The following is a 26,070-nucleotide window of genomic DNA, read 5'->3' on the forward strand; positions in this document are numbered from 1 at the left end:
ACGCTTCCTTCGGCCCCGTATCACCGGGCCCTCCGGGCGCTTCCCTTCAGTCTTACCGTTCTTGCGTTTCCGACTCTACCAGACACTTTCCAGTGTCCGATTCCCGGTCGAAGCGGGCCGTACAGTTTCGCTTTTCAGGTTTTTCGCTTTCGCGCTTTCCCTTTCCGGCGAGTTTGACTCTATCAGATCCTTTCGGGTCTGATTCCCAGTCAGCGGGCTTTGCCATCACGGCCGTTGGGCCGTTCCGACGCTCAAACTCTAGCGGATTCCCCCGGTAGCTCATAATCGAGCCCTCGTCGTGAATTCCGGCATGCCGAAATCATCCCGAGTGGGAGGTCGTGCTGAGTTTGGTTGCCGCTTTCGCGGCGGGATGGGTTGCCGCCGAACCGTTCCGGCTCCGTGACAACTCGAAGAACTCTACGGATCCATCAGGGGTGTGTCAACCCGCCCTCAGGCGACCCCCGGCCATCCCCGGTTCAGGCGTCTCAGTCCAGGTCGGTGAGGCGGCCGCCCGCGTCCGGCTGGGCGTGTTCCACGCGGCGCAGCAGGCGGACCAGGAGTTCACCGAGGACCCCGCGGTCATCGCCGGACAGGTCCTGGAGGAGGTCCTCCTCGAAGTCGCTCGCCATGCGCATCGCCTCGAGCCACTTCGTGCGCCCCTCGTCGGTCAGCTCGACGATGACGCGGACCCGGTTGTTCTCGTCGCGGTCCCGGGTGACCAGGCCCTCGCCGGCCATGCGGTCGATGCGGTGCGTCATGGCGGCCGGGGTGAGGCCCAGGCGCTTCGCGAGTTCGCCGGGGCCGAGGCGGTAGGGGGCACCCGACAGGACGAGGGTCTTCAGGACCTCCCACTCGGCGTTGCTGATGCCGAGGGCGGCGACCTGTCGGCCGTACGCGACGTTCATCCGGCGGTTCAGGCGACCCAGGGCGGAGACGACCTGCTCGACCTGGGGGTCGAGGTCCCGGAACTCGCGCTGATACGCGGCGATCTGTTCGTCGAGGCTCGGCTCGCTGGGGCCGGGCTCCTCGGTGCTCTCGGACATGGCGGGCAGTATGACACGCCCCCACCACCCTTGAAGTCCTTCAGGCTGAAGTTTTCACCTTCTAACTTTAGTGTTAAAGTCTTTGAGTCTGATTCGTTCGGGGTCCTCGCGACCCCTCAGGTGTTTGAGGTAGGTGAGTGTGACCAGGGAGATGGGCGCAGCGCTGCGGCGGATTCAGCTGGGCAGCGCGCTGAGCGCGTTCGGGCTCGGGTTCACCGTCCCCTATCTGTACGTCTATGTGGCGCAGGTACGGGATCTGGGTGCCGGTACGGCGGGAGTCGTGCTGGCGGTCTTCGCGATGGCGGCGCTGGCCGTGCTGCCGTTCACCGGGCGGGCCATCGACCGGCGAGGGCCCTTGCCCGTGCTGCTCGTGGCCTCCGGGCTGGCCGCTGTCGGCGCCGCCGCCCTCGGGTTCGCGAGCAGCGTTCCGGCCGCCGTGCTGGCGGCCGCTGTGCTGGGCGCGGGCACCGCCGTCATGCAGCCCGCCCTGGCCACCATGCTCGTCCAGTGCTCCAGCGCCGCGACCCGTACCCGGGCTTTCGCCACGCAGTTCTTCCTCCAGAACCTGGGGCTCGGCCTCGGCGGGCTCGTCGGCGGTCAGCTCGTGGACGTCAGCCGTCCGGCGAGCTTCACCGTGCTGTTCCTGATCGAGGCCGTGATGTTCGTGGTGCTCGGCGCCATCGTCACCACGGTGCGGATGCCCCGTACGGCTTCGCTCGGTGACGCCCGGCCTGTGGACGGTTCCGTCGCGAAGGGCGGTGGGATGCGGGCGCTGCTCTCCCACCGGGCCATGGTGCAGCTGTGCGTGCTGGGGTTCGTGCTCTTCTTCGCCTGCTACGGGCAGTTCGAGTCCGGGCTCGCCGCGTACGGCACCGAGGCCGCGGGGATCCAGCCCTCGACGCTCGGCCTCGCGCTGGCCGCCAACACCGCGGTCATCGTCATCGCCCAGTTCGTCGTGTTGCGGCTCGTGGAGCGGCGGCGGCGCAGCCGGGTCATCGCCGCGGTCGGGCTGATCTGGGCCTTCGCCTGGATCGTGGCGGGTTACGCGGGGCTGGGGCACGGCAGCCAGGCCATGGCGACGGCCGCGTTCATCTCGACGTACGCGCTGTTCGGGCTCGGCGAGGCCATGCTGTCGCCGACCGTCGCCCCGCTGGTCGCCGATCTGGCTCCAGCGTCGATGGTCGGGCAGTACAACTCGGCGTTCGCTCTGTGCAAGCAGCTCGCGCTCGCGGTCGGTCCCGCTGTCGGCGGCCCGATGGGGGCCTCGCTGCACGGCCCGTACATCGTGACGTTCGTGCTGTTCTCGCTGGGGATCACGGTGCTCGCGCTGCGGCTGGGGCGTCGGCTCAGCCCCGTACAGGACCAGCCGTCGCTGGCCGACGTGCCCTCGCGGGTGGTGGCGGTGTCACTGCCGGAGGGCGGCGGGACCGGCGGAGCGATCGGGACCGTTCCGGCGGCTCGTACGGCGTCCGCCACGGCGTCCGCCACGGCGTCCGCCGGTCGCTGAGGGCGCTGCCCCGCACCCGGACACGGTCGATGCCGTGGCCGGTGCGGGGCCGCGGCGCGCTCACTCCTTGGGCAGGGCGAACTCGCACCAGACCGCCTTGCCGCCGCCCGGCGTGCGGCGGCTGCCCCACGACGTGGCGACGGACGCGACGATCTCGATGCCGCGTCCGGCCTCGTCCGCCGGTTCGGCCTGGCGGCGGCGCGGCAGGTGGTCGTCGCCGTCGGTGACCTCGATGATCAGCCGCCGGTCCGTGCGGCGCAGGCCCAGCCGCATGGGCGGGGTGCCGTGCTGGAGGGAGTTGGCGACCAGTTCGCTGGCGGCGAGGACGCCGCGGTCGCGGAGCTCGGCCGGGAACCGCCAGGACGACAGGACGCCGGTGGCGAAGGCGCGGGCGCGCGGGGCGGCCTCGACGCCGCCGAGGAGGTCGAGCGCGGCGTTGTGGAACCGCTCGGCGTCCGTCCCCGTGCGCGCGGGGTGCTGGACCACCAGGACCGCCACGTCGTCGTCGTGCTCGGCGGTCACTCCGAGGGAGCGGATCAGCCGGTCGCAGACCACCTGGGGCGACCCCTTGGCGCCGGAGAGGGCGCGGGCGAGGGAGGCGACGCCCTCGTCGATGTCCTCGCTGCGGCGTTCGACCAGGCCGTCGGTGTAGAGGACGGCGGTGGAGCCGGGCGGCAGTGCGATCGTGCCCGAGGTGTGGATCCAGCCGCCGGTCCCGAGTGGGGGTCCGGTGGGGTCGGCGGCGCGGTGGACCGTGCCGTCCTCGTCGCTGACGAGGATCGGGAGGTGGCCCGCGGACGCGTAGACGAGCTGCTCCTCGTTCGGGTCGTGGACGGCGTAGACGCAGGTGGCGATCTGGGTGGCGTCGATCTCGGCGGCGAGTCCGTCCAGCAGTTGGATCACCTCGTGCGGCGGCAGGTCCAGGCGGGCGTAGGCGCGCACGGCGGTGCGGAGCTGGCCCATCACGGCGGCCGCCCGCACCCCGCGGCCCATCACGTCGCCGATCACCAGGGCGGTGCGGCCCGCGCCGAGGGTGATGACGTCGTACCAGTCGCCGCCGACGGCCGCGTCCGTGCCGCCGGGTTGGTAGGTGGCGGCGATACGGAGGTCGTCGGGCTGCTCCAGCTCCTGCGGGAGCAGGGAGCGCTGGAGGGTGACGGCCGTGTCGCGGTGGCGGCGCTCGCTGGTGCGCAGGCGTTCGGCGGCCTCGGCGTGGTCGGTGACGTCGGCCGCGTGGACCAGGACGCCTCCTCCGCCCTTCTCCTCTGCTGTCGCGCCTGCTCCTCCTGCCTCTCCTGTTCCCCCGGCCTCCTTCGTGCCCTTCGTGTTCCTCGTGTCCCAGGCCGTCACCGGGGTGCAGGTCACGGTGTACGAGCAGCCCTCGGCGGTCTTGCGGGACTTGACGGTGCGGGGTGTGCCGCTGCGCAGGACCTGGTCGAGCAGGGGCAGCACGCTGAGCTCGGCCAGCTCGGGCATGACCTCGGCGGCGGGGGCGCCGGCCGGGCGGGCGCCGAACGCGGTCTCGTACGCGTCGTTGACGTAGGCGACGCGGTGGTCCGGGCCGTGGAGCAGGGCGACGGGGGCGGGGAGCCGGCCGAGGATCTCGCGGGCCGAAAGGTCGTCCGGGGCGGGGCCGGTGACGGCCGGCGTCTTCTCGGCGCCGTCCGGGGCGGGGGCGGTGCGGTCCGGCGGGGCGGGGGCGCCCTCCTGCCGGGCGCACTCGGCGCGGGCCGCTGGGACGGAACTGCGGTCGTCCCGTGCGGCAGCTCGGCGCTGCGTTCCGGGAAGGCGGGCGCTCCAACGCGTGAAGTTCACGGAATTTCTGGCCTCGTGTGTCGGTCTGGTCCGCTCGGGCGGGCTGCTTCTTCTGCCGGGTTCGGGGGCGCCGGGTGCCGTACCCCCGGGAAGGCGCAGCCGGGCCTCGTCGTGCTGTTGGTGCGTCGCTGCTGGTCACTGCTGGTCGCTGCCGGCCGGGTCACTCTGTGCAGATGTGAGCCCACCTATGGTCACACGTCCAGTGTGACCGACCGTACTGACAGCCGCCGTCCGATGGACTGTCAGTACGGTCGTTCGTCCCTCGTTCTCACGCCTCCTTCACCCCTGCTCCTGATGCCCGGATACCCGGATGTCCGCTCGCCCGCGTGCCTGCCTGGGCTGTCGTGTCAGCTCTTCGGGCGGTCGGGGCCGGGGGCTGGTGGCGTTCCGGGGTCGGGCCCGCCACCGGCCGCGAGTTCGAACTCGGCGCGCGGGTGCTCCAGTGAGCCGAGGGAGACGATCTCCCGCTTGAAGAGTCCCGCCAGGGTCCATTCGGCGAGGACCCGGGCCTTCCGGTTGAACGTCGGGACCCGGCTGAGGTGGTACATGCGGTGCATCAGCCAGGCGGGATAGCCCTTGAGCCTGCGGCCGTAGACGTGGGCGACGCCCTTGTGCAGCCCGAGGGAGGCGACCGACCCGGCGTACGCGTGCCGGTACTCCTGGAGCGGCCGCCCGTCGATCGTCGCGAGGACGTTGTCGGCGAGGACCTTCGCCTGGCGCACCGCGTGCTGGGCGTTGGGGGCCGTCTCCCGGCCGGGCTCGGCGGCGGTCAGATCGGGTACGGCGGCGGCGTCCCCGGCGGCCCAGGCGTGGTCCATGCCCGCGACGGCGAGGGTGGCCGAACAGCGCAGCCGCCCCCGCTCGTTCAGGGGCAGGTCGGTCGCGGCCAGCAGCGGCGCCGGTCGTACACCCGCGGTCCACACGAGCGTACGGGTGGGGAAGCGGGCACCGTCGCTGAGGACGGCGACCCGGCCCTCGCAGCTCTCCAGGCGGGTGTCGAGGCGGACGTCGATGTTGCGGCCGCGCAGCTCGCCGATGGCGTACGTGCCCATGGCCTCGCCGACTTCGGGGAGGATGCGGCCGGAGGCCTCGACCAGGATCCATCTCAGGTCGGCGGGCTTGATGTTGTGGTAGTACCGGGCGGTGTAGCGGGCCATGTCCTCCAGTTCGGCCAGCGCCTCGACGCCCGCATAGCCGCCGCCGACGAAGACGAAGGTGAGGGCGGCGTCGCGGATCGCGGGGTCGCGGGTGGCGGAGGCGATGTCCATCTGCTCGATGACGTGGTTGCGCAGCCCGATGGCCTCCTCGACGGTCTTGAAGCCGATACCGAAGTCGGCGAGCCCGGGGACGGGCAGGGTGCGCGAGACGGACCCGGGGGCGATGACGATCTCGTCGTAGGCGATCTCCCGGGCGCCGGTGCCGTCCTCCGCCGTGGCGAGGGTGGTGACGGTCGCGGTCCGCTTGGCGTGGTCGATGTGCTGGGCCTCGCCGATGACGATCGTGCACCGGTTCAGGACCCGGCGCAGTGGTACGACCACGTGGCGCGGGGAGATCGAGCCGGCGGCCGCTTCGGGCAGGAACGGCTGGTACGTCATGTACGGCTCGGGGGTGACGACCACGATCTCGGCGTCGCCGCTCTTGAGTCTCCGCTTCAGCTTCTGTTGGAGACGCAGCGCTGTGTACATGCCGACGTAGCCGCCGCCGACGACGAGAATGCGCACACCTGGCCGGGTGCCGGGGGTCGTCCCCCGGGGATCTGGAGCCATCACCACCCCATGACGCAACGGAGTCAGTGGTTTGTCCACAGGCCCGGCAAATTGTGTGACCGGAGGTTCCGGAACGGCTCTCCCGCTTCCGGCTGTGCGGGAACCGGGAGCCTCGCAGGTCAGGCGGTACGCGCAGGGCCGGGGGACGGAGGTGTCGCGGGGTGGGACCGGCTGTCGCTCCGGCCGGGCGGCGCCCCATGCGGAACTGCCCCCTTCTGAATTGACCCGGGCTCAACTATGTTCGTAACCCGCCGGGGTTGTGGGGTGCGGATTCCGTGATGCTCCGCTCCCCGGCTCAAACGGCGGGAAGTCTCCGGGGGGAGACGTCATAACCGGGGGAAAGTTATGAGTATTCAGGATGCGCATGGCCAGGCCGCGCTCTCGCACATGTCCGAGACGCACGGGCGTCTGGGTTCCGTGGGAGCGCTCGGAGTCATGAGTTCGGCGGACACCGTCCGCTCCGCCGCCGCGGTGAGCGCGGCGGCGATGGGGTCGGCCACGATCGGTTCGGCCACCGCGGGACCGGCGGCGAGGAAGCCGGCCGTCACGCCCTCGGGCGGCGCGGGCGCGGCGCGTTCGGCTCCGCTGCGCGTCGACGCGCAGCGGAATCTGGAGCACGTGCTGCGGGCCGCGCGCGAGGTGTTCGGGGAGCTGGGTTACGGCGCCCCGATGGAGGATGTGGCGCGTCGCGCCCGGGTCGGTGTGGGCACCGTCTACCGGAGGTTCCCGAGCAAGGACGTCCTGGTCCGGCGGATAGCCGAGGAGGAGACGGCCCGGCTCACCGAGCAGGCCCGTACGGCGCTGGGGCAGGAGGAGGAGCCCTGGTCGGCGCTCTCCCGCTTCCTGCGGACCTCCGTGGCGTCGGGGGCGGGCAGGCTGCTGCCGCCGCAGGTGCTGCGGGTGGGGGTCGACACGGACGAGCCGGTCATACCGGCGGCCTCCGGGGCGGCGCCGGTGCCGGGCGAGTCCGACGAGACACGGGTTCCGCAGCAGCGGCAGGGGATGGGCCAGAGCGACCAGCGCGTCGTCGGCCAGCGCACGCATCTGGCCGACGGACTGGATGGACTCGACGGGCTCGACGGGCTCGACGAGGAGACCGGCGTGGTGGAGCTGCTGGAGGTCGTGGGCCGCCTGGTCGAACGGGCCCGGGAGTCGGGCGAGCTGCGCCGGGAGGTGACGGTCGCCGATGTGCTGCTGGTCATCGCCACAGCCGCTCCCTCGCTGCCGGACGCCGCCCAGCAGGCGGCGGCCTCCGCCCGGCTGCTGGACATCCTGCTGGAGGGGCTGCGGTCGCGGCCGGTCTGACCGACCGGGACGACAGGCCCTGACGCCCTGGTGCCCTCAGACGCCTTGATGCCCTGGCGCTGGTGCCCTGACGCCCCGACGCTGGTGTGCGGCTGTGCGTCGCACTTCGGGTCCTGGTCCGCCGCCCATGTCGGCGGGCCAGGACCTGGGTAGGCGCCCGGGTCGGCGCGCCAGGGTCCGGGTAGGCGCCCGGGTCGGCGGGTGAGTGCCGAGAGGTCGGGCGCCGAGAGGTGAGGAGGTAGAAGCGAAACGACAGCATTCCCCGAAATGGGTAGCTTCAGCACTCACGTTCGAGAAAACCCCTCGGATGAGTGGTTGGCGGGACTGAGCGTCCAACACGATTGAGCCATGTGGCAGTCTTGGCCAGTAATTCGGGTCCGAGGGTGTATACGGGGGCTTCCGCGATGAGCGGTAACGAGCAGCAGGAAGAGCCTCTCGACGAGATCGCCGCGGGAGGCGGGGGCACGAAAGCCGACGGGCTGTCCGCCGGCCAGGTACCCACCCAGGCCGGACGCGGTCCGACGGACGGCGAGGCCGAGGGCGGGACCGTCCTTCCCGGACCGTGGCCCGCCGTCGCCGAGGACGACGCGTCCGGCGGAGCCGGTGCGGGCACCGGTACGGGAGCCGGCGCGCACGCCGTTCCGCAGCAGCGCGAGGGGCGCGACGGGTCGGCCGATGCCGGTCTGTCCGACGCCCAGCTGATCGACGGCATGCGCGGCGGGGACGACCTCGCCTATGAGGAGCTGTTCCGGCGGCATTCGGGCGCCGTCCTCCGCTACGCCCGCAGCTGCTGCCGGGACGCCCACACCGCCGACGACCTGACCGCCGAGGTGTTCGCCCGCACCTTGCAGGCCGTACGGGGCGGGAAAGGGCCCCAGGAAGCGGTCCGGGCCTACCTGATGACCGCCGTGCGCCATGTCGCCGCCGCCTGGACGAAGAGCGCCAAGCGGGAGCACCTGGTCGACGACTTCGCGGTGTTCGCCTCGCAGGCGGCCCGCTCCTCCGAGTTCTCCGACGACGACACCCTCGAACTCGGCGCCGACGTCCTGGCGATGCACGAGGCCGAGCAGACCATGGCGATGGAGGCGTTCCGGAGTCTGCCGGAGCGCTGGCAGGCGGTCCTGTGGCACACCACGGTCGAGGAGGAGTCGCCGAGCGAGATCGCTCCGCTCTTCGGTCTCACCGCCAACGCCACCGCCGTCCTGGCCAGCCGGGCCCGCGAAGGGCTCAAGCAGGCGTATCTCCAGGCCCACGTCAGCCAGGCGCTCACCACCGGCGGGGACTGCGCGCAGTACGCCGACCGGCTCGGCGCCTACGCCCGGGGCGGGCTGCGGATGCGCGCCGAACGCGGGCTGCGCAAGCACCTCGACGAGTGCGCCAAGTGCCGGGTGGCCGCGGGCGAGCTGGACCAGGTCAACGCCGGGATTCCGGCGCTGCTGCCCATCGCGGTCATCGGCTGGTTCGCCGCCGGGTACTCGCTCAAGGCCGCGGGCATCGTGGCGGGTGGCGCCGCCGGGGCCGCCGGGGCGGGGGCCGCGGCCGCGGCGACCGGCTCGGGGTCCTCTGGCGGTGCCGCCGGAGGCGCCGCGGCCTCCGAGGGGCTCGGCACGCCGGCCAAGGCGGGGATCGCGGCCGCGGTGGCCGTCGCCGCGGCGGCCGGTCTGGTGTGGGCGCTCGTCGGCGACGACCAGCCGAAGCCGGAGCCCAAGCAGGTGGCGAAGCCCCCGGCCGTGGCCCCCGACGCCCCGGCCCCGGAGCCCCCGCCGCCTCCGAAGCCCGCGCCCGAGCCGCCGAAGCCCGCGCCGCCCGCACCCGCGCCTCCGGCGTCGGAGCCCGCGCCCGCCCCGACGCCGTCCGAGGCCGCCCCGACACCGCGCCCCACGCCCACCCCCGCGCCGACGGAGCCCGCGCCCCCGGCGCCGAGCCCGCCGCCGTCCCCGAGCCCCACCCCGACCCCGAAGCCGCCTCCACCGGCCCCGGAGGACTACCAGGTCAACGAGTTGCGCTATTCGCTGTTCGGCGACCACACCGAGCCGGAGGTGGAGCTGGGCCGGAGCAGTTGGATCTGGCAGCGGTCGAACGTGGCGATCGCCTCCACGCGGTACGCCCACGGGGTGACGGTGCACGCCCAGTCGTCGGTGACCATCGAGCTGAACCGCCCGTGCACGCGTTACCAGGCCCTGGTCGGGGTCGACGACCTGACGATGGGGCTCGGTGCCGTCCGCTTCTCGGTGTTCAACGGGGACGGGGCCCGGCTGTGGCGCTCCCCGGTGATGCGGGGCGGCGATCCCGCGGTCCCGGTGAGCGTTTCCCTCGCCGGGACGTCCTCGATCCGGCTCGTCGTGGAGCCGGAGACGCCGTTCGGCGGGGTGGCACTGGCCGACTGGGCTCAGTCCCGCATCAGCTGCGCCTGAGCCTCGCGACGCCCGCCGGGGTGCCTGAGCCTCACGGGGGCCGGGACCTATGCCTCACGGGGTCCGACGCCTAGGCCCCATGGGATCCCGGACCTCACCGGGCCTGAGCCTCACGGCGCCTGAGCCTCACGGGATCCGGCGCCCGGACCTCACAAGAGCCGGGTCTGAGCTTCCGGGGCCTGGCCGGCCGGGTAAGGACCCTGGGGCGCCGGGCGGTTCAGGGCTGGAGCGTGCGCCGGGACGGGGTCACTCCGCCCGCCACCGCACGCTGGCGCGGAGCCGCCGTGCCCGTCCAGCAGGTGCCCCGGCGCGTGACCAGGCGGCGCAGCCAGAGTTCCGTGGAGGCCAGGTCCGCCAGGCCGTCCAACGGCAGCGGCTCCCCCTCGGACGCGGCGCGCAGCGCCTTGCGGACCACCCGGGCCTCCACCAGGCCCGCGTCCGCGAGCAGCGGGGCGTCGAACAGGGCCATCAGCTCGGGCAGCGCGGTGCGCAGGCCGGTCCGGGTGACCGCGGTCGAGGTGGCCTGGGAGGGCGTTCCCCAGCCGGGCGGCAGCTCGTGGATGCCTGCCCCGCCGAGCACCCGGCGCAGGATCGCGGCGCGCGCGCCGGGCTGGACCCGGAGGGACTCGGGCAGGGCGCGGGCCGCCCGGACGACCTGGTTGTCGAGGAACGGGGCGTGCAGCCGCTGGCTGCGGATCTCGGCCACCTGCTCCAGGATGCGATGGTCGGACGCGCCACGGGTCAGGGCCGCGCGGGCCCGCGCCTCGCCGGGGCGCTGCACGGAGGTCGGGCGGATCGCCGCGTCCTGGAGCCGAACCGATACTTCGGCCAGCGCCTCCCCGGTGAGCCAGCGTGCCGCGGGCCCCGGGCGCGACCAGGCGAGGGCGGCGAGCGAGGCGTCGGCGGGGGTGGCGAGGTCGGGGGCGTACCGGTTGGCGTCGGGCAGCAGTCCGGCGGCGGACTCCAGGCCGGTGCGGTAGGAGGTGCGGGCCAGGCGGCGGGCTGCGCGGTAGACCGTCAGCGGGACGAACAGGGAGTGTGCGGTGGGGCCTTCGGCCTTGGTGAGCGCGGCGACGGGGCGCAGCAGGTGACGTCTTTGCCGGTCCATCAGGAGGTCGGCGAGGCGGGCCGGGTGCGCGTCCAGGACCTGCCGGGCCCCGTGCCCGACGAAGTGGTCGGCGCTGCCTGCGGAGAGGCGGCGGCGGTGGCGCTCGGCGAGGACGAGGGAGGGGGCCGGTTCGTCGGTGAGCGGACCGGAGCCCAACGCGGCGAAGGGCAGGGCCTCTTCGCCCGCCGCGACGACGACGTGGTGCAGCCGGGGGTTGGCGGCGATGGCGCGGGCCCGCTCCAACTCCCCTTCGTCGCCTCGGGTGGTGAGGTCGTTGAAGGTGACGGCGAGCAGCCGTTCGCCCGCGCCGGTGCCGTGGCCGAGGAGGGTCCCGGGCAGTCCGGGCAGCCCGGCGGCGAGCAGGGCGAGGGTGGCGGACGCGCTGCCTCCGGAGAGGTCGGCGCCGATGCCCGCCACCGGGCCGCCCCGGGCCGCGCGGCGGTCGGCGGGGCCCATCCCCGGGACCGGCCCGGGGTCCTGCGGCAGGGTCTCCGGCGCGTGCCGGGGAGCGGTGAGCCGGGCGCGTACCGCTTCGACGAGGGCGTCCCGTACGCCCTCCACCGCGCGTACCGGGTCGGCCTGGGGCGCGGCGACGGCGAGGGAGGCGACGGCCTCGTAGCCGGTGATCTCGCGCGAGCCCTCCCGCAGGATGAGGGCATGGCCGGGCGGGACCCGCTTGACGCCCGCGTAGGGCGTGCCGTCGCCGAGGGCCTCGGGGGTCTCCGGGCAGGCGAGCAGGGCGGCGAGGTGCCCGATGTCGAGCTGGGCCTCGATGAGGTCGGCGAGCGGCAGGGCGGCGGTGGCGTAGGCGGTCCCGTTCGCCCAGGGGGTGTGGAAGACGGGCCGGGCTCCGGCGAGATCGCCCGCGACGGTGATGCGGCGGCCGACCTGTACGACGGCGGTGTAACTCCCGGGCCAGGCCGTGAGATGGCGCATCGCGCCGCCGCGCGCGGCGAGCAGGCCCACCCGCAGCTGCTCGTCGGTCGCCCCGCAGCAGCCGAGGACGGCGAGGCGGACGGCGGGCGCCCCTTCGGGGGTCGCGACGCCGATGACGCGGATCTCGTCGGGGCGCCAGTCGCCGACCGCCCACAGCGGATCGGGGTCCCCCCACAGGAGTTGGGAGCCGACGGGGTGGACCGTGCGCCCCTCACCGGCGTTTCCGACGGCGCCGACGGTGCCGAAGCTCGCGGCGATACTGCTCCATCCCACCAACCAACGCATCGCCGCCTCCACAGGCTGTGGACAAACGGCGCACCCCTGCTGGACGAAACGCCGCTGCGGACATGCTGCCACGACAACGCCGTACGAGAGGGTGTACGGGCAGCGCACGGCAGAAGAGCATGCGCCCCTGGCAAAGGCCCGGCACGCCTCACCTCCGGGGTCGCCGGACCGCCGGTCCGCACGCACCGCGACCTCGCGCCGCCGCCCACGCCGGTCTTCACTCCGGCCCCAGCAACGGAGCTGAAGATTCCGGGAGTTGTACTCCGCGAGGCCGGGCCGGGGCGATGCCGAAGCCCGCGCCGCCCCGGCCCGCCCCCGCAGTGCGGGAGAGGCCGGCGCCGCCGGGAGACAGCGCCGATATCCGGCCATAGTCAGATCGTTGGCCAGACCCTCACCCGACCGACACTATTCGGCCAATCTCTCGAAGTGCCGCCGATCGCGCATACCGCGCCACGCCCCCTCGGCGACCCCTCTCGCGTACGGTCCGGGAGGTGGGCCTCACCTCCCGGACCGGTCCGCCGCCCGCGGGGAATGGAGCGGCGGTTTCCCCCAGCCCACTGAGTCCAGTGCAGTGGGCCGACCCACGCAGGACTCAGCCAAGCGTCCCGTAACGGGGCGGGCCAGAGCGCACGGCCGGGCGCACGGCCACACACCAGGAGCACGCCCCGCCACGCCCCGCGCGTCCCCTCCCGACGGGCCGGACCGCCCGCACGGACAACAATCCCGCCATCCGGACGTCTGCCCCTTAACGGTAGGGATAGGGAGAACTACGCTGTGTTTACTGGTGTTCTCGACAGGGGGCATATTCCTCGGGGCTCGGCCACATGCGTGTGCAGGCGGAGTACGAGGGTTCGAACCTGGGGAGGCACCGGTACGAATGCCGCGCGCCGCCCCCGGTGACGCGGCGGCTGTCTGTGTGTCGAGGGGTGGCGCATGTCCAGGGAGCAACGCGGGCCGAACGAGAAGCTCGGCACAGTTCTCGCCCTCGCGGGAATCAGTAACGCCGGGCTCGCCCGGCGGGTCAACGACCTCGGAGCACAGCGCGGTCTGACACTTCGCTACGACAAGACCTCGGTGGCCCGCTGGGTCGCCAAGGGGATGGTGCCGCAGGGCGCGGCACCGCATCTCATCGCGGCGGCGATCGGGGCCAAGCTCGGCCGTCCGGTGCCGCTGCACGAGATCGGCCTCGCCGACGCGGACCCGGCCCCGGAGGTCGGTCTCGCCTTCCCCCGTGACGTGGGCGAGGCCGTCCGGTCGGCGACCGAGCTGTACCGGCTGGATCTGGCCGGGCGCAGGGGCGGCGGCGGGATCTGGCAGTCACTGGCGGGTTCGTTCGCGGTGAGCGCGTACGCGACGCCCGCGTCCCGCTGGCTGATAACCCCCGCCGACCCGTCGGTGGCCCGGGACCCGACGGCGGCACAGGCGGCGGCACTGGGCGCACGCGGCCCCGGCCCGGACGGACAGCCCGGCCAGGGATCACGCGGAGGGGCGCAGGGCGCGTCCGAGCGCCGGGGCGCACACATCCTCCACACGGAGGTCGCTCCCGGCTCCGTCCCCCTCCAGCCGGGGACCGCCGCATCCCCAGGAGCCCCCGGACAGCCGGGCGTTCCGGTCCAGCCGGGCGTTTCAGCGCAGCCCGGCGTTCCGGTCCAGCCGGGTGTTCCGGTCCAGCCCGGCCCGGACGCCGTCGCGGACGCCTCGCCGCCGCGGGTCGGCCACAGCGACGTGACGAAGCTGCGCGAGGCGGCGCAGGACGCACGGCGCTGGGACTCCAAGTACGGCGGCGGCGACTGGCGTTCCTCCATGGTTCCGGAGTGCTTACGCGTCGACGCAGCGCCCCTGCTCCTCGGTTCGTACACCGACGAGGTCGGCCGGGCGCTGTTCGGCGCGGCGGCGGAGCTGACCCGTCTCGCCGGGTGGATGGCCTTCGACACCGGCCAGCAGGAGGCCGCCCAGCGCTACTACATCCAGGCGCTGCGCCTGGCCCGCGCGGCGGCCGACGTGCCGCTCGGCGGCTATGTCCTCGTCTCGATGTCCCTCCAGGCGACCTACCGCGGCTTCGCCGACGAGGGGGTCGACCTCGCGCAGGCCGCGGTGGAGCGCAACCGCGGGCTGGCCACCGCCCGCACGATGAGCTTCTTCCGGCTGGTGGAGGCCCGCGCCCACGCGAAGGCGGGCGACGCACCGGCCGCGGGGGCCGCGCTCAAGGGCGCCGAGAGCTGGCTGGAGCGGTCCCGGGCGGGCGATTCCGACCCCTCCTGGCTGGGCTTCTACGGTTACGACCGGTTCGCCGCCGACGCCGCCGAGTGCTACCGGGACCTGAAGGCCCCCCGCCAGGTCCGGCGCTTCACGGAGCAGGCCCTGTCCCGGCCGACCGAGGAGTTCGTCCGCAGCCACGGACTGCGGCTGGTCGTCTCCGCCGTCGCCGAACTGGAGTCGGGCAACCTGGACGCGGCCTGCGCGGCGGGCACCCGCGCGGTGGAGGTCGCCGGACGGATCTCCTCGGCCCGCACCACGGAGTACGTCCGCGACCTGCTGCACCGCCTGGAGCCGTACGGGGACGAGCCCCGGGTCGCGGAGCTGCGGGAGCGGGCCCGCCCGCTGCTGGTGGCCCAGGGCTGACCGGACGGCCGGGGCAGCCAGGCCCCCCCGGGGGGGAAGTGTGCGCCACGCCCCGTCCACGACGGGTTTGAGTCCGCTGTCAGTGGGTCAGTGCACTATCGGGGTGGGAGGTGGCGTGATGATGACGCACGCGGCGTACGACTGCGATGTGCTGGTGATCGGCGGCGGGATCGTCGGTCTGTCGACCGCGTATGCGATCACCCGGTCCGCGCCCGGCACCCGGGTGACGGTCCTGGAGAAGGAGAGCGGCCCCGCCCGCCACCAGACCGGCCGCAACAGCGGGGTGATCCACAGCGGCATCTACTACCGCCCCGGCTCGCTCAAGGCGCGGTACGCGCTCCGCGGCGCGGCCGAGCTGGCGGACTTCTGCGCGGAACACGGCATCGCTCACGCTGTGACCGGCAAGCTGATCGTGGCCAGCGAGCGCTCCGAGCTGCCCCGGCTGCACGGCCTGGTGCAGCGCGGCCGGGAACACGGTCTGCCCGTGCGGGAGCTGGGCCCGGCGCAGATCGGCGCGTACGAACCGGACGTGCGGGGGCTCGCCGCGATCCGGGTCGGCACGACGGGCGTCTGCGACTTCACCGCCGTCGCCACCCGCTTCGCGGCCGAGGTCACCGCGGCGGGCGGCCTCGTGCGCTACGGCGCGGAGGTCACGGCGATAGCCCGCCGCCCCTGGGGTGTCGCGGTGCGGACGGCCGAGGGCCTGGTCGTCCGGGCCCGCACCCTGGTCAACTGCGCGGGACTCCACTGCGACCGGGTCGCCCGCCTCGCCGGGGACGACCCCGAGGTGCGGATCGTGCCGTTCCGGGGGGAGTACTACACGCTGGCCCGCCCCGAGCTGGTGCGCGGCCTGGTCTACCCGGTGCCGGACCCGGCGTTCCCCTTCCTCGGCGTCCACCTGACCCGGGGCGTCGACGGCTCCGTCCACGTCGGGCCGAACGCGGTCCCCGCACTGGCCCGCGAGGGGTACGCCTGGCCCGTGGTGCGCCCCGGCGACCTGCTGTCCACGCTGAGCTGGCCCGGCACCTGGAGCATCGCCCGCAGACACTGGCGGTACGGGGTGGGCGAGGTCCACCGGTCGCTGTCCCGGTCCGCCTTCACCCGGGCCGTCCAGCGGCTGCTGCCCGCGGTGACGGAGGAGGACCTGCGCCCGTCCCCCGCCGGGGTCCGGGCCCAGGCGGTGCTGAAGGACGGCACGCTGGTCGACGACTTCCTGATCCGCGAGGCCCCGCACACCGTGCATGTGCTGAACGCCCCGTCGCCCGCCGCGACGGCATGTCTGCCCATCGGACGGGAAGTGGCGCGGCGGGCGCTGCGCCAAGCGCGGGAGACGGGGTGGAGGCCGCCCGCCGTAGAATCGGGGCATTGTGTCTGAGCAGCCCCTGAACCCCGCCCCCGGCGCCCCCGCCGAAGCCGTGCCCGCGCCGCCCGGGTCCGCCACCATCGCGACGCCCGCACCCGTGACCGGCGCGCCGGCCCCCGCCGCGTCCACGACCGGCCCGTCCACGACCGGCCCGTCGGCCACCGCCGGGCCCGCCGCACCCGCGCGTACCGACGCGGGCGCGGCGGACGGCTACGCGAGCGCGGCGGGCGGTGACGCGGCTGAGCGGCGGGAGGCCTCCTTCGAGCGGCAGCGCAGGCTGCGCCAGGAGCCCCGGTTCCCCGGCGGCCCGGCCGCCGACCCGGCGGGCTCGCACCATGAGCGCCGGATCCGCAGCTTCCAGCCGCGCCGCAGCCGGGTCACGACCGGCCAGCAGGAGGCGCTGGAGCGGCTGTGGCCGACGTGGGGCCTGGACATCGACGGCCGGAGCGTCCTCGACCTGGGCCGGCTCTTCGACGGCCTGCCCGTCGTGCTGGAGATCGGCTTCGGCATGGGCGAGGCCACCGCGCGGATGGCGGCCGACGACCCCGGCACCGGCATCCTCGCGGTCGACGTCCACACCCCGGGCCAGGGCAACCTCCTCGGCCTCGCGGACCGGGCGGGCTCGACCAACGTACGGGTGGCCAACGGCGACGCGGTCATCCTGCTCCGCGAGATGCTGGCCCCCGATTCGCTCGACGGCCTGCGGGTCTACTTCCCCGACCCGTGGCCCAAGGTCCGGCACCACAAGCGGCGCCTCATCCAGCCCGCCTTCCTGGACCTGGTGGCCCCGGTGCTCAAGCCCGGAGCGACCGTGCACTGCGCTACGGACTGGGAGCCGTACGCGGAACAGATGCTGGAGGTGCTCACCGCGCACCCCCGCTTCGCGAACACGGCGGCCGACGGGGGTTACGCCCCGCGCCCGGCGTTCCGGCCGCTCACCCGCTTCGAGGGCCAGGGCCTGGACAAGGGCCACGTCGTCCACGACCTGCTCTTCACCCGCGTCTGACCCGCACCGCCCGGCCCGCGCGACGGGGCCCTCAGCCGCACTCCGCCTGTTCCGCGCGCCGTGGACCCTCGGCCGCGCACCGCGCGGAACGGTCTGCGCAGGGCCGCCCGGAACACCGCCCGCCACGCCGTACGCGACACCGTACGGGCGTCTCACGGCCATGGCCTGGCCGGATGCACCGTCGCCCGGTGTCCGTGCTCCTCGTTAGGGTCGAGTGGTGTCCGACCCTTCCGTGCAGCATCAGCAGGCGCGGCCTGCCGTCCCGGTCCGCCACGAGCAGCGGCCCGACGAGGTGCTGGGCGCCGCGCCGGAGCGTGGCCAGTGGCGGTACCGGCCGCGCCGCGTCGGCATGGTCTGGCGCAGCAAGGCCTTCCGCGTCGGGGCCGTGACCCTGGCGCTCGTGCTGTGCGGGCTTCTGATCCTCGCCCTGGTCCGCGAACAGACCGGCCCGGAGGGGTTCCTGGTCGGGCTGGGCCTGGCGGTGCTCCCGGTGCCGCTGCTGATGGCCGCCTTCCGCTGGCTCGACCGGGTCGAGCCGGGCCCCTGGCGGAACCTGCTCTTCGCCTTCGCGTGGGGGGCGTGCGCCGCCGCGCTGGTCGCGATCATCGCCAACTCCTTCGCGACGCGCTGGATAGCCACCGCGACGGCCGACCCGGCGAGCGCCGACACCCTGGGGGCGACGGTGATCGCCCCCGTAGTCGAGGAGAGCGCGAAGGCCGCGGCCGTGCTGCTCATCTTCGTCTTCCGCAGACGGGAGTTCAGCGGGGTGGTGGACGGCATCGTCGTCGCCGGTTTCACCGCGACGGGCTTCGCGTTCACCGAGAACATCCTCTATCTGGGCAACGCCTTCGGGGAGGACCAGCAGCTGGGCGGCTCCGGCTTCGCCTCGGTGACGGTGGGGACGTTCTTCGTGCGGATCGTGATGTCGCCGTTCGCCCACCCGCTGTTCACGGTCCTCACCGGTCTCGGATTCGGCTTCGCGGCCCTCAGCGCCCGCCGCCACCGCGTCCGCCGGATCGCCCTGCCGCTGCTGGGTCTGCTCCTGTCGATGGGCCTGCACGCCCTGTGGAACGGCTCGTCGGCCTTCGGCCCGTACGGCTTCTACGCGGTGTACGGGATCGTCATGGTCCCGGCGTTCGGCCTGGTGACGTGGCTGGCGATCTGGTCCCGTCAGCGGGAGCTGCGTACGCTCGCGGCCGAGCTGCCCGCCTACGTGTCGGCGGGCTGGATCACCCCGGCCGAACCGCGGGCGCTCTCCTCCATGCGCGCCCGGGGCGTCGCCCGCGACCTGGCCCGCCACTGGCAGCGGGACCGGACCCGGGGCCGGGCGGCGGCCCGCGCGGTCGCGGAGTACGAGTCGTTCGCGACGTCGCTCGCGGGCCTGCGCCGCCGGGCCCGGCACGGCGCGGCGGGAGAGGACTTCGCCGCCCGGGAGCGGGAGCTGCTGCACCATCTCTGGCAGCGCCGCGACATCGCCGCCCCGGCGCTCACCGAGGCCGCCCGCCTGACGGCCCGCCCGCACCACGGCTACCGGCACGCCCCCGCGCACGCGTACGGGCAGCACAGGCCGGCACACGGACAGGAACACGGGCCCGGGTACGGGCCCCAGGGGAGCCACCCGCCGACACCGGGTCAGGGGCACGGGTACGGCCCGGGGTACGCCCCCGGACAGGCATACGGATACGACAACGGCTACGGAAACACCAGCGGCTACAGCCACGGCTACGGGCAGGCGAACGAGTACCGGCAGCCCTGACGTCGGGGGGTGAGCGTCAGGACTGCCGGTCTCCGGGATGCCTCAAGGCTCAGACCGCGAGGCCCTTGCCGCTCAGCCAGGCCAGCGGGTCCATCGCGGAGCCGCCCGCGGTGCGGACCTCCAGGTGGAGGTGGGTGCCGGTGACGTTGCCGGTGGCGCCCATGCGGCCGATGGTCTCGCCGGTGGTGACCTTCTGGCCGACCGAGACGTCGATCGACGACTGGTGGGCGTACCAGATCTCCGTGCCGTCATCGAGCTGGAGCACCGTGCGGTAGCCGTACGAACCGGACCAGCCGGCCGACGTGATCGTGCCGCTGTGCACGGCCTTGAGCGGCGATCCGGTGGAGCCCGCGAAGTCGAGGCCGGTGTGCTGCCCGGAGGACCACATCGCGCCGGACTGCCCGTAGGTCGAGCTGATGGTGTACGAGGAGGCGGGCAGGGAGTAGCTGGCGGCCAGCTTGGCCAGGCGCTCGGCCTCGGCCTTCTTCCTGGCCGCCTCCTCCGCCTTCTTCTTCGCCGCCGCGGCCTTGGCCGCGGCCTCGTCCTGCTGCTTCTTCGCCTCGTCGGCCGCCTTCTCGGCCGCGGCCCTCTCGGCGGCGGCCTTGGCCTCGGCGTCGGCGCTCGCCTGCTGCTGCTCGGCCTGCTGGAGGATGCGGGCGCGCAGCGCCTCACCCGCGCCGGTGCCCTGCTCGGCCTCGGCGGTGGTGAGACCGGCGGTGGTGAGCGGGGCGGAGGCGGCGACCGGGGCGGCCTCCACGTCGCCGGACATGAACGACCCGACGCCAGGAAGGGACTTGGCGTCGGGAAGGTTGTCCGCGATGGAGTCGGGAAGAGAGATGGAGACGGGTGCCTTGTCCTGAGCGGTGGCCATGCCCCCCGCTCCGACGGCCGCTATGACACCGACCCCGAGGACGGTGGAGCTGCGGGCCAGACCGCGCTGCTTGGCTACGCGGTGCCTGCCGCGTACGGGGCGGATGGTCTCCTCGGTGGGATTCCACTCCCCCATGGACCGCTCCGCGCCGCCGTAGATGTCGGCGGTGAAGGGTGAAACCGCCTCAAAGGCAGGCTTGTTGGACGCCACGTGGGCGCGCTCCTTTCCTTCCTTCTCGCCTACCGGGTTAGCTGACGGGTTCGGAGCAGGAAGGTCTCCTACGGGCCCCTCCGCCTCTCGCGAGACGCAGGCGTCCGATTCACCCCATGTACGTGGTTCCCCGGTTCCCTTGCGGAATTCGGCGCTCGCGCGCGGCGCCGTCCTGACGACGGCTGGGACGACCGCGCTGCGTTATCGAACGTTAATAGACACCCGGGCTCCATTCCAAGCTGTTCCTCCTGATCATTAACGCACTCGCCGAGGACGTACGCGTCAGAAGCGGGGTGAATCGGGCGACTTGCCAGCACCTTGACCACACCCCTTTTTCTGACGTTACGTCAAACGTTATGCGGAGCGGCGCGCCTCAACTACGCACCGTGTCATCGCCCCGGCCCACGATCCGCACCGTCGTCCGCCGCTCCGGCTGCCCCTCCGCCGGCCGGCCGACCGCGAGCAGCGCCATGTCGTCCGTGGACCGCCCCCCGGTGTGCAGCCGTACGTCGTCGGTCAGCGCCGACAGCAGCTCCTCGGGCCCGGGGAAGATCCGGCCGCGCAGCCGGGCCGCGGGATCGTAGAAGACCCCGGTCGCGTCCCGGGCCTCGGACAGGCCGTCGGTGAACGCGAGGAGGGTGGCCCCGGCGGGCATCGCCCACTCGTCGGACCGGTCCGGCCACACCCCCAGGTCCATCCCCAGCGGCAGCGCGGGCGTGGAGGGCGCGAGCACCCTGAGGGCGCCGTCCGCGTGCAGCAGGATCGGTTCGGGGTGCCCCCGGTTCACCAGGCGCACGGTGGCGGCCCCGGGCGGGATCTCGGCCAGCAGGGCGGTGATGAACCCCTCCATGGCGTCCAGCCCGTACCGCCGGGTCCCCTCGCGCGCCAGCGCCCGCTCCAGCCGCTGCGCGACCCCCTCCAGCGAACGCTCCTGCTCGGCGGCCTCCCGGAACGCCCCGATGATCACCGCGACCGCCTCGACGGCGTCCAGCCCCTTGCCGCGTACGTCGCCGACGACCAGCCGGACCCCGTACGGGGTGTCCGCCACCGCGAACAGGTCGCCGCCCACGAACTCGTCCGCCTGCGCCGCCTCGTACCGGGCCGCCACCTGGAGCCCGCCGATCCGCTCCGCGGGCGTCGGCAGCACGGCCCGCATCGCGGTCTCCGCGATGACCCGGGCCGAGGCCAGCTGCTCGTTGCTGCGGCGTACGACGCCGTTGATGAGGAGGGCCAGCACCGCGGCGGTCAGCACGGTGATCATCTCGATGATCGGGACCACCTGGGTGGAGGTCCCGTCGGCCAGACGCATCGTGATGACGGCGATGACGGCGGCGATGCCGGTGCGGACGGTCCGGGACCGGGAGAAGAACGGCGCGGCGATCAGCGGGGCCGCCACGAACAGCGGGACGGCGGTGAAGTTGGGCGGGGCCAGCGAGTCGAAGACCAGCCCGCCGAGGATCAGCAGGGCCGGGAGCATCCGGACGAACCGCCGGGTGCTCCTGCTGCCGGGCGTCACCACGCCCTCCGGGGACCCGAACACCGCCCGCCCCAGACCACCGGCGCTCCCGGCCACGCCCCCGCGCCGCTCCTCGGCCATCCCCACCTGTGCACTCCTGCCCGGTCCACCCACGGCTGCGGACGGTACCGCGCCGCGTCCAGGCTCACCGGAGCCGCGCCGGGCGGCGACCGCTCATCGGCCGAATAGGGGGAAGCCGAACGAAGCCCCACCCATCCGGGCCGACCGGGTCAGTCGGAGAGCCGGTGGTGCGCGTAGACCGTCAACGCGTCCCGTACGAAGGCGGCGGTGCCGTCCCCGTGACGATCGTAGTTCTTGGCGAACCGGGGGTCGACGACATACATCTCCGCGAGCCCGGTCACGTACGAGCGGCTCGGCTCCTTCGCCGCCGACAGCCACGCGCAGTGCCGCCGCGCGATCTCCTGCGCCTCGGGGCCGTCCGGGGCGAGGCCGCGCTCTCTGGCCCGCGCCCAGTCGCGCGCGATGGCGTCGTGCCCGGCCCGGAACGCCTTCCTGCCGTCCTCCCCCAGCGAGCGCCACCAGCGGTCCCCGTCCTCGTACGCCGCCCTCCCCCAGCGCTCGGTCACCTCCTGCTCGTGGACGGTGTGGTCGAACCCGTCGAACACTTCCTCGGCCATGAGTTCCTTCCCCTCCCGGGTCTTGTGGAGAGTGGTCCGCACCGAGGCGATCTGCCGCCCGATCCGCGCCTGCTCCTGTTCGAGCAGCCGCAGATGGGCCCGCAACGCCACCGCGGTGTCCCGCTGCCCCTCCAGCACGTCCTTGACGGCGGGCAGTGACAGCCCCAGCTCCCGCAGCAGCAGGATGCGCTGAAGCCGGACGAGGGCATCCTGGTCGTAGTAGCGGTAGCCGTTGCTCCCGACCCGGCTCGGCGCGAGGAGACCGAGGTCTCCGTAGTGCCGGAGCGTGCGGCTGGTGGTTCCGGCTTTCCGGGCGATTTCCTGGATGGACCACTCCATGCCGGAAACGCTAGATCTTTACGTAACGTCAAGGTCAAGCCGGAACGCCGAGCTTCCGGGAAACGACCGGGAACGGCTCGGGTACGGAAACGACTCGGGCCCGGCACGCTGTGTGCGTGCCGGGCCCGGATCTTCAGTAGCGGGGACAGGATTTGAACCTGCGACCTCTGGGTTATGAGCCCAGCGAGCTACCGAGCTGCTCCACCCCGCGTCGGTGAACACCACTCTACGCCATCGAAACGGCTGCTCCGACCAGGTGTCCCTCCGGGGCGGTGTGACGCCCGTCGCCGTCAGGGCGCCGGGCGGGCCAAGGCGCCCCTCCCGCCCCGGGGGCCCGCGCTCTCCACCGGATACGGCACGTACGTCCGCCGGTCCGGGTCGATCGACAGGCGGCCGCCGGCCGGGGGCCGGGCCCGTTGGGCGCAGTCACGGCGTTCGCAGATCCGGCAGCCGAGACCGATCGGGGTCGCCGCCCGGGGGTCGTCCAGGGCGACGCCCTCGGCGTAGACGAGCCGGTGGGCGTGGCGGAGTTCGCAGCCGAGGGCGACGGCGAACTCGGCGCGGGGAGCGTGGTGGCTGTAGCCGCCGCGGGTGATCGTGCGGGCGAGCCAGAAGTAGCGCTTGCCGTCGGGCATCTCGGCGACCTGGGTCAGGGTGCGGCCGGGGGCGGAGAACGCCTCGTAGACCGTCCACAGCGGGCAGGTGCCGCCCAGGCGGGAGAAGTGGAAGTCGGTCGCGGACTGCCGTTTGGAGATGTTCCCGGCCCGGTCGACCCGGAGGAAGGAGAACGGCACGCCGCGGTGGCCGGTGCGTTGCAGGGTGCTCAGCCGGTGGCAGACCGTCTCGAAGCCGACGCCGAAGCGGGCGGACAGCAGCTCGATGTCGTAGCGGACGGCCTCGGCCGCGGTGTGGAAGGCGGTGTACGGCATGAGCAGCGCACCGGCGAAGTAGTTCGCCAGGCCGATGCGGGCCAGGGCGGACGATTCGGGTGAGGTCAACTCGGCCGCGCTTCCCGCGAGTTCGTCCATCAGCGGGCGCTGCTCCAGGAAAGCCAGCTGGGTGGCGAGCTGGAAGGCCCGCTGGCCGTCGCTGAGCCACGGGGAGAGGAAGAGCAGGCCGGTGCCGGAGTCGTAGCGGCGGGCGTCGGCGGCCCGGCCCGGGGCGGCCTGGACGACGTGGACGCCGTGGCGTTCGGCGAGCAGCGCCGTGAGCGGGTCGGCGGCCCGGCCCGGCCGCAGCTCCAGGGCCTCGGCGGTGCGCTCGGCCTCGGCGTCGAGGGGGCCGAAGTGGTTGTGGTGGGCGTAGAAGAAGTCGCGGACCTCGTCGTGCGGCTCGGCCGGGGGCAGCAGGGTCCGTCCGGTCTCGGGTGAGGCGAGGGCGGCCGCCTGTTCGGCGGTCTCGCGGTAGCGGTGGTGCAGGGCGACCAGGGCGCGGGCCACCTCCGGGTGGTCGCGGGCCGCCTCGGCGATCTCCTCGACGGCCGGGACCGCGACCCCGCACGCCTCGTCGGCCAGGGCCGCGCGCAGGTCGGCGGCGAGACGGTCCCCGGCGGCCTCGGAGAAGAACTCCGCGTCGACGCCGAAGACCTTCGCGATCCGGAGCAGCACGCTCGCGGTGAGCGGCCGCTGGCCCAGCTCGATCTGGTTGGCGTAGCTGGCGGAGATGCCGAGCGCGCGGGCCATGTCGACCTGGTTCATGCCGCGCTCGCGGCGGAGGCGGCGGAGCTTGGAGTGGGCGTAGACCTTGTGCTCGGTCGCTCGTCGGGCCACGGGGTCCCTCCCTGGTCGCGTGCCTTCCGGAGACGGCGTACACCTGCGAATGTACTTGCGAACAAGACATCCGCGTTATTCGCAGGATTCGCAGATTCGCAGCTCGTTCCTGTAGAGGCTCCACAGCTTCGACAGGTGGTCGCGGGGTTGTGGAGCGGGCACTGTCCTTGACGTCAGCACCCGCCGCCCCCTGCGAGGAGTCCCGTGATCGACCACCAGGTACGCGTCCACCCCAGCGCCACCCGGCTGCCCCGCGAGGAGCAGCTCGCCTGGAAGCTGGCCGCCGTCGCCACCGGCATCCAGGAGGCCGGGGAGCTCGACCCGGAGGCGGCGGCCATGGCAGCCAACCGGATCATCGACAACGCGTCCGTCGCGGTCGCCTCACTGCTGCGCCGCCCGGTCGCCGTCGCCCGCGCCCAGGCCCTCGCGCACTCCGCCGCCGCGCCCGGCGCCACCGTCTTCGGGGCCACCGGGCGGGTCTCGCCCGAGTGGGCGGCCTGGGCCAACGGCACCGCCGTGCGGGAGCTGGACTTCCACGACACCTACCTGGCCGCCGACTACTCCCACCCCGGCGACAACATCCCGCCGCTCCTCGCCGTCGCCCAGCACACGGGGCGCTCCGGAGCCGACCTGCTGCGCGGGATCGTCGCCGCCTACGAGGTGCACGTCGCCCTGGTGAAGGGCATCTGCCTGCACGAGCACCGCATCGACCACGTCGCCCACCTGAGCGCGGCCACGGCCTGCGGCCTGGGCGCCCTGCTCCGGCTGCCGACCGAGACCGTGTACCAGGCGGTCCAGCAGGCGGTGCACACCACGACGGCCACAAGGCAGTCCCGCAAGGGCGAGATCTCCAGCTGGAAGGCGTACGCCCCCGCCTTCGCCGGAAAGGCCGCGATCGAGGCCGTCGACCGGGCGCTGCGCGGCGAGACCTCCCCCTCCCCGGTCTACGAGGGCGAGGACGGCTTCCTCGCCTGGATGCTGAACGGCCCGGAGTCCCCCTACACCGTCCGGCTGCCCGAGCCCGGCGAGGCGCGTCGCGCGATCCTGGACACGTACACCAAGGAGCACTCCGCGGAGTACCAGGCCCAGGCGCTGATCGACCTGGCGCGGCGGCTGCGTGAGAAGACCGGCCCGCTGGAGCGGGTGCGCTCCGTCGTCCTGCACACCAGCCACCACACCCACAACGTCATCGGCTCCGGTGCGAACGATCCGCAGAAGTACGACCCGACCGCGAGCCGGGAGACCCTGGACCACTCGGCCCCGTACATCCTGACCGTCGCCCTGGAGGACGGGGGCTGGCACCACGAGCGCTCCTACGCCCCCGAGCGCGCGGGCCGGCCGGAGACCGTCGAGCTGTGGCGGAAGGTCACCACGGTCGAGGACCCGGAGTGGACCCGCCGCTACCACGACCCGGACCCGGAGCGCCGGGCGTTCGGCGGCCGGGTCGTGATCACCCTGGCGGACGGTTCGGTGGTCGAGGACGAACTCGCCGTCGCCGACGCCCACCCGGCCGGGGCCCGCCCGTTCGACCGCCCCGCGTACGCGCGCAAGTTCCGCACCCTCGCGGAGGGGATCGTCGCCCCGGACGCCCAGGACCGCTTCCTCGCCGCGGCCGAACGCGTCGCCGGGCTGTCGACCACGGGCCTGGACGGGCTCTTCCCGGCCGTGGACACCGAGGCGGTCGCCGCGTACGACACCACGCTCCCCCAGGGCCTGTTCTGATGGCCCGCCCCTCCACCAGCGGCCCGTACTCCCGCAGCGCACGCCCGACGGCGTCGCCGACGAACCGGAGGCACACCCC

At 73.6% G+C, this 26,070-nt stretch carries 16 protein-coding genes, 1 tRNA gene and 1 riboswitch; of the genes, 8 read left to right on the forward strand and 9 right to left on the reverse strand.

Annotated features, from left to right (window positions below; genetic code table 11):
* Window positions 1–485: 485 nt before the first annotated feature.
* A complete protein-coding gene (locus ACIRRU_RS29250; RefSeq protein ID WP_403685396.1) occupies window positions 486–1,043 on the reverse strand; it encodes a MarR family winged helix-turn-helix transcriptional regulator in 558 nt (185 codons plus the stop codon).
* 151 nt (window positions 1,044–1,194) lie between these two features.
* On the opposite strand from ACIRRU_RS29250, the gene ACIRRU_RS29255 reads away from it, so the two are divergent.
* Complete coding sequence (locus ACIRRU_RS29255; RefSeq protein WP_403685438.1) at window positions 1,195–2,550, forward strand: MFS transporter; 1,356 nt, start codon at window positions 1,195–1,197, stop codon at window positions 2,548–2,550.
* Between the two features lie 60 nt (window positions 2,551–2,610).
* On the opposite strand, the gene ACIRRU_RS29260 is transcribed toward ACIRRU_RS29255, so the two are convergent.
* A complete protein-coding gene (locus ACIRRU_RS29260; protein WP_403685398.1) occupies window positions 2,611–4,365 on the reverse strand; it encodes a SpoIIE family protein phosphatase in 1,755 nt (584 codons plus the stop codon).
* 347 nt (window positions 4,366–4,712) lie between these two features.
* Window positions 4,713–6,131 carry an NAD(P)/FAD-dependent oxidoreductase gene (locus tag ACIRRU_RS29265; RefSeq protein WP_403685399.1) on the reverse strand — a complete coding sequence of 473 codons (1,419 nt, stop codon included), beginning with the start codon at window positions 6,129–6,131 and terminating at the stop codon, window positions 4,713–4,715.
* 345 nt (window positions 6,132–6,476) lie between these two features.
* On the opposite strand from ACIRRU_RS29265, the gene ACIRRU_RS29270 reads away from it, so the two are divergent.
* A complete protein-coding gene (locus ACIRRU_RS29270; protein ID WP_403685401.1) occupies window positions 6,477–7,436 on the forward strand; it encodes a TetR/AcrR family transcriptional regulator in 960 nt (319 codons plus the stop codon).
* 404 nt (window positions 7,437–7,840) lie between these two features.
* Complete coding sequence (locus ACIRRU_RS29275) at window positions 7,841–9,850, forward strand: sigma-70 family RNA polymerase sigma factor (protein WP_403685403.1); 2,010 nt, start codon at window positions 7,841–7,843, stop codon at window positions 9,848–9,850.
* 217 nt (window positions 9,851–10,067) lie between these two features.
* Here the strand turns inward: ACIRRU_RS29275 and ACIRRU_RS29280 are convergent, their stop codons facing one another.
* Window positions 10,068–12,179, reverse strand: a complete 2,112-nt coding sequence (locus ACIRRU_RS29280; RefSeq protein WP_403685404.1) for an asparagine synthase-related protein — start codon at window positions 12,177–12,179, stop codon at window positions 10,068–10,070.
* Between the two features lie 933 nt (window positions 12,180–13,112).
* Here ACIRRU_RS29280 and ACIRRU_RS29285 point away from each other — a divergent pair.
* The 4 genes from ACIRRU_RS29285 (at window position 13,113) to ACIRRU_RS29300 (ending at window position 18,926) form a co-directional block, all read left to right on the forward strand.
* Window positions 13,113–14,801 carry a sporulation protein gene (locus ACIRRU_RS29285; protein ID WP_403685406.1) on the forward strand — a complete coding sequence of 563 codons (1,689 nt, stop codon included), beginning with the start codon at window positions 13,113–13,115 and terminating at the stop codon, window positions 14,799–14,801.
* Window positions 14,802–14,919: 118 nt separating this feature from the next.
* Window positions 14,920–16,176 (forward strand): L-2-hydroxyglutarate oxidase, encoded by a 1,257-nt coding sequence (lhgO, locus tag ACIRRU_RS29290; RefSeq protein ID WP_403685407.1) that lies wholly within the window; start codon window positions 14,920–14,922, stop codon window positions 16,174–16,176.
* The gene (gene trmB / locus ACIRRU_RS29295; protein ID WP_403685408.1) at window positions 16,169–17,170 is read left to right on the forward strand and encodes a tRNA (guanosine(46)-N7)-methyltransferase TrmB; all 1,002 of its coding nucleotides are present in this window, start codon (window positions 16,169–16,171) and stop codon (window positions 17,168–17,170) included. The genes lhgO and trmB overlap by 8 nt, the downstream gene beginning before the upstream one ends.
* Window positions 17,171–17,387: 217 nt before the next feature.
* Window positions 17,388–18,926: a PrsW family glutamic-type intramembrane protease gene (locus ACIRRU_RS29300; RefSeq protein ID WP_403685409.1), complete on the forward strand. Its 1,539-nt coding sequence runs from the start codon at window positions 17,388–17,390 to the stop codon at window positions 18,924–18,926.
* 49 nt (window positions 18,927–18,975) lie between these two features.
* Here the strand turns inward: ACIRRU_RS29300 and ACIRRU_RS29305 are convergent, their stop codons facing one another.
* From ACIRRU_RS29305 to ACIRRU_RS29325, 5 genes are all read right to left on the reverse strand, one after another.
* Window positions 18,976–20,007 carry a M23 family metallopeptidase gene (locus tag ACIRRU_RS29305; RefSeq protein WP_403685410.1) on the reverse strand — a complete coding sequence of 344 codons (1,032 nt, stop codon included), beginning with the start codon at window positions 20,005–20,007 and terminating at the stop codon, window positions 18,976–18,978.
* A gap of 11 nt (window positions 20,008–20,018) precedes the next feature.
* A riboswitch (cyclic di-AMP (ydaO/yuaA leader) is annotated at window positions 20,019–20,171 on the reverse strand.
* A gap of 209 nt (window positions 20,172–20,380) precedes the next feature.
* A complete protein-coding gene (locus tag ACIRRU_RS29310) occupies window positions 20,381–21,604 on the reverse strand; it encodes a PP2C family protein-serine/threonine phosphatase (protein WP_403685439.1) in 1,224 nt (407 codons plus the stop codon).
* Window positions 21,605–21,753: 149 nt separating this feature from the next.
* The gene (locus ACIRRU_RS29315; RefSeq protein ID WP_403685412.1) at window positions 21,754–22,500 is read right to left on the reverse strand and encodes a MerR family transcriptional regulator; all 747 of its coding nucleotides are present in this window, start codon (window positions 22,498–22,500) and stop codon (window positions 21,754–21,756) included.
* A gap of 137 nt (window positions 22,501–22,637) precedes the next feature.
* Window positions 22,638–22,711, reverse strand: a tRNA-Met gene (locus ACIRRU_RS29320).
* A 79-nt stretch (window positions 22,712–22,790) separates the two neighbouring features.
* Entirely contained in the window at window positions 22,791–24,269 is a 1,479-nt protein-coding gene (locus ACIRRU_RS29325) for a short-chain fatty acyl-CoA regulator family protein (protein WP_403685414.1), read from the reverse strand.
* A gap of 204 nt (window positions 24,270–24,473) precedes the next feature.
* Here ACIRRU_RS29325 and ACIRRU_RS29330 point away from each other — a divergent pair, with 204 nt between their 5' ends.
* Window positions 24,474–25,991 (forward strand): MmgE/PrpD family protein, encoded by a 1,518-nt coding sequence (locus tag ACIRRU_RS29330; protein ID WP_403685415.1) that lies wholly within the window; start codon window positions 24,474–24,476, stop codon window positions 25,989–25,991.
* The last annotated feature ends 79 nt before the right edge of the window (window positions 25,992–26,070 follow it).

Source organism: Streptomyces sp. NPDC101181, from assembly GCF_044767975.1.
In the GTDB taxonomy this organism is placed as follows: domain Bacteria; phylum Actinomycetota; class Actinomycetes; order Streptomycetales; family Streptomycetaceae; genus Streptomyces.

Coding starts and splice junctions, on each gene's coding strand:
- lhgO (WP_403685407.1), top strand. CDS start 14,920: ATGATGACGCACGCGGCGTACGACTGCGATGTGCTGGTGATCGGCGGC.
- ACIRRU_RS29255 (WP_403685438.1), top strand. CDS start 1,195: ATGGGCGCAGCGCTGCGGCGGATTCAGCTGGGCAGCGCGCTGAGCGCG.
- ACIRRU_RS29315 (WP_403685412.1), bottom strand. CDS start 22,500: ATGGAGTGGTCCATCCAGGAAATCGCCCGGAAAGCCGGAACCACCAGC.
- ACIRRU_RS29250 (WP_403685396.1), bottom strand. CDS start 1,043: ATGTCCGAGAGCACCGAGGAGCCCGGCCCCAGCGAGCCGAGCCTCGAC.
- ACIRRU_RS29275 (WP_403685403.1), top strand. CDS start 7,841: ATGAGCGGTAACGAGCAGCAGGAAGAGCCTCTCGACGAGATCGCCGCG.
- ACIRRU_RS29265 (WP_403685399.1), bottom strand. CDS start 6,131: ATGGCTCCAGATCCCCGGGGGACGACCCCCGGCACCCGGCCAGGTGTG.
- ACIRRU_RS29310 (WP_403685439.1), bottom strand. CDS start 21,604: ATGGCCGAGGAGCGGCGCGGGGGCGTGGCCGGGAGCGCCGGTGGTCTG.
- ACIRRU_RS29285 (WP_403685406.1), top strand. CDS start 13,113: ATGTCCAGGGAGCAACGCGGGCCGAACGAGAAGCTCGGCACAGTTCTC.
- ACIRRU_RS29270 (WP_403685401.1), top strand. CDS start 6,477: ATGAGTATTCAGGATGCGCATGGCCAGGCCGCGCTCTCGCACATGTCC.
- ACIRRU_RS29280 (WP_403685404.1), bottom strand. CDS start 12,179: ATGCGTTGGTTGGTGGGATGGAGCAGTATCGCCGCGAGCTTCGGCACC.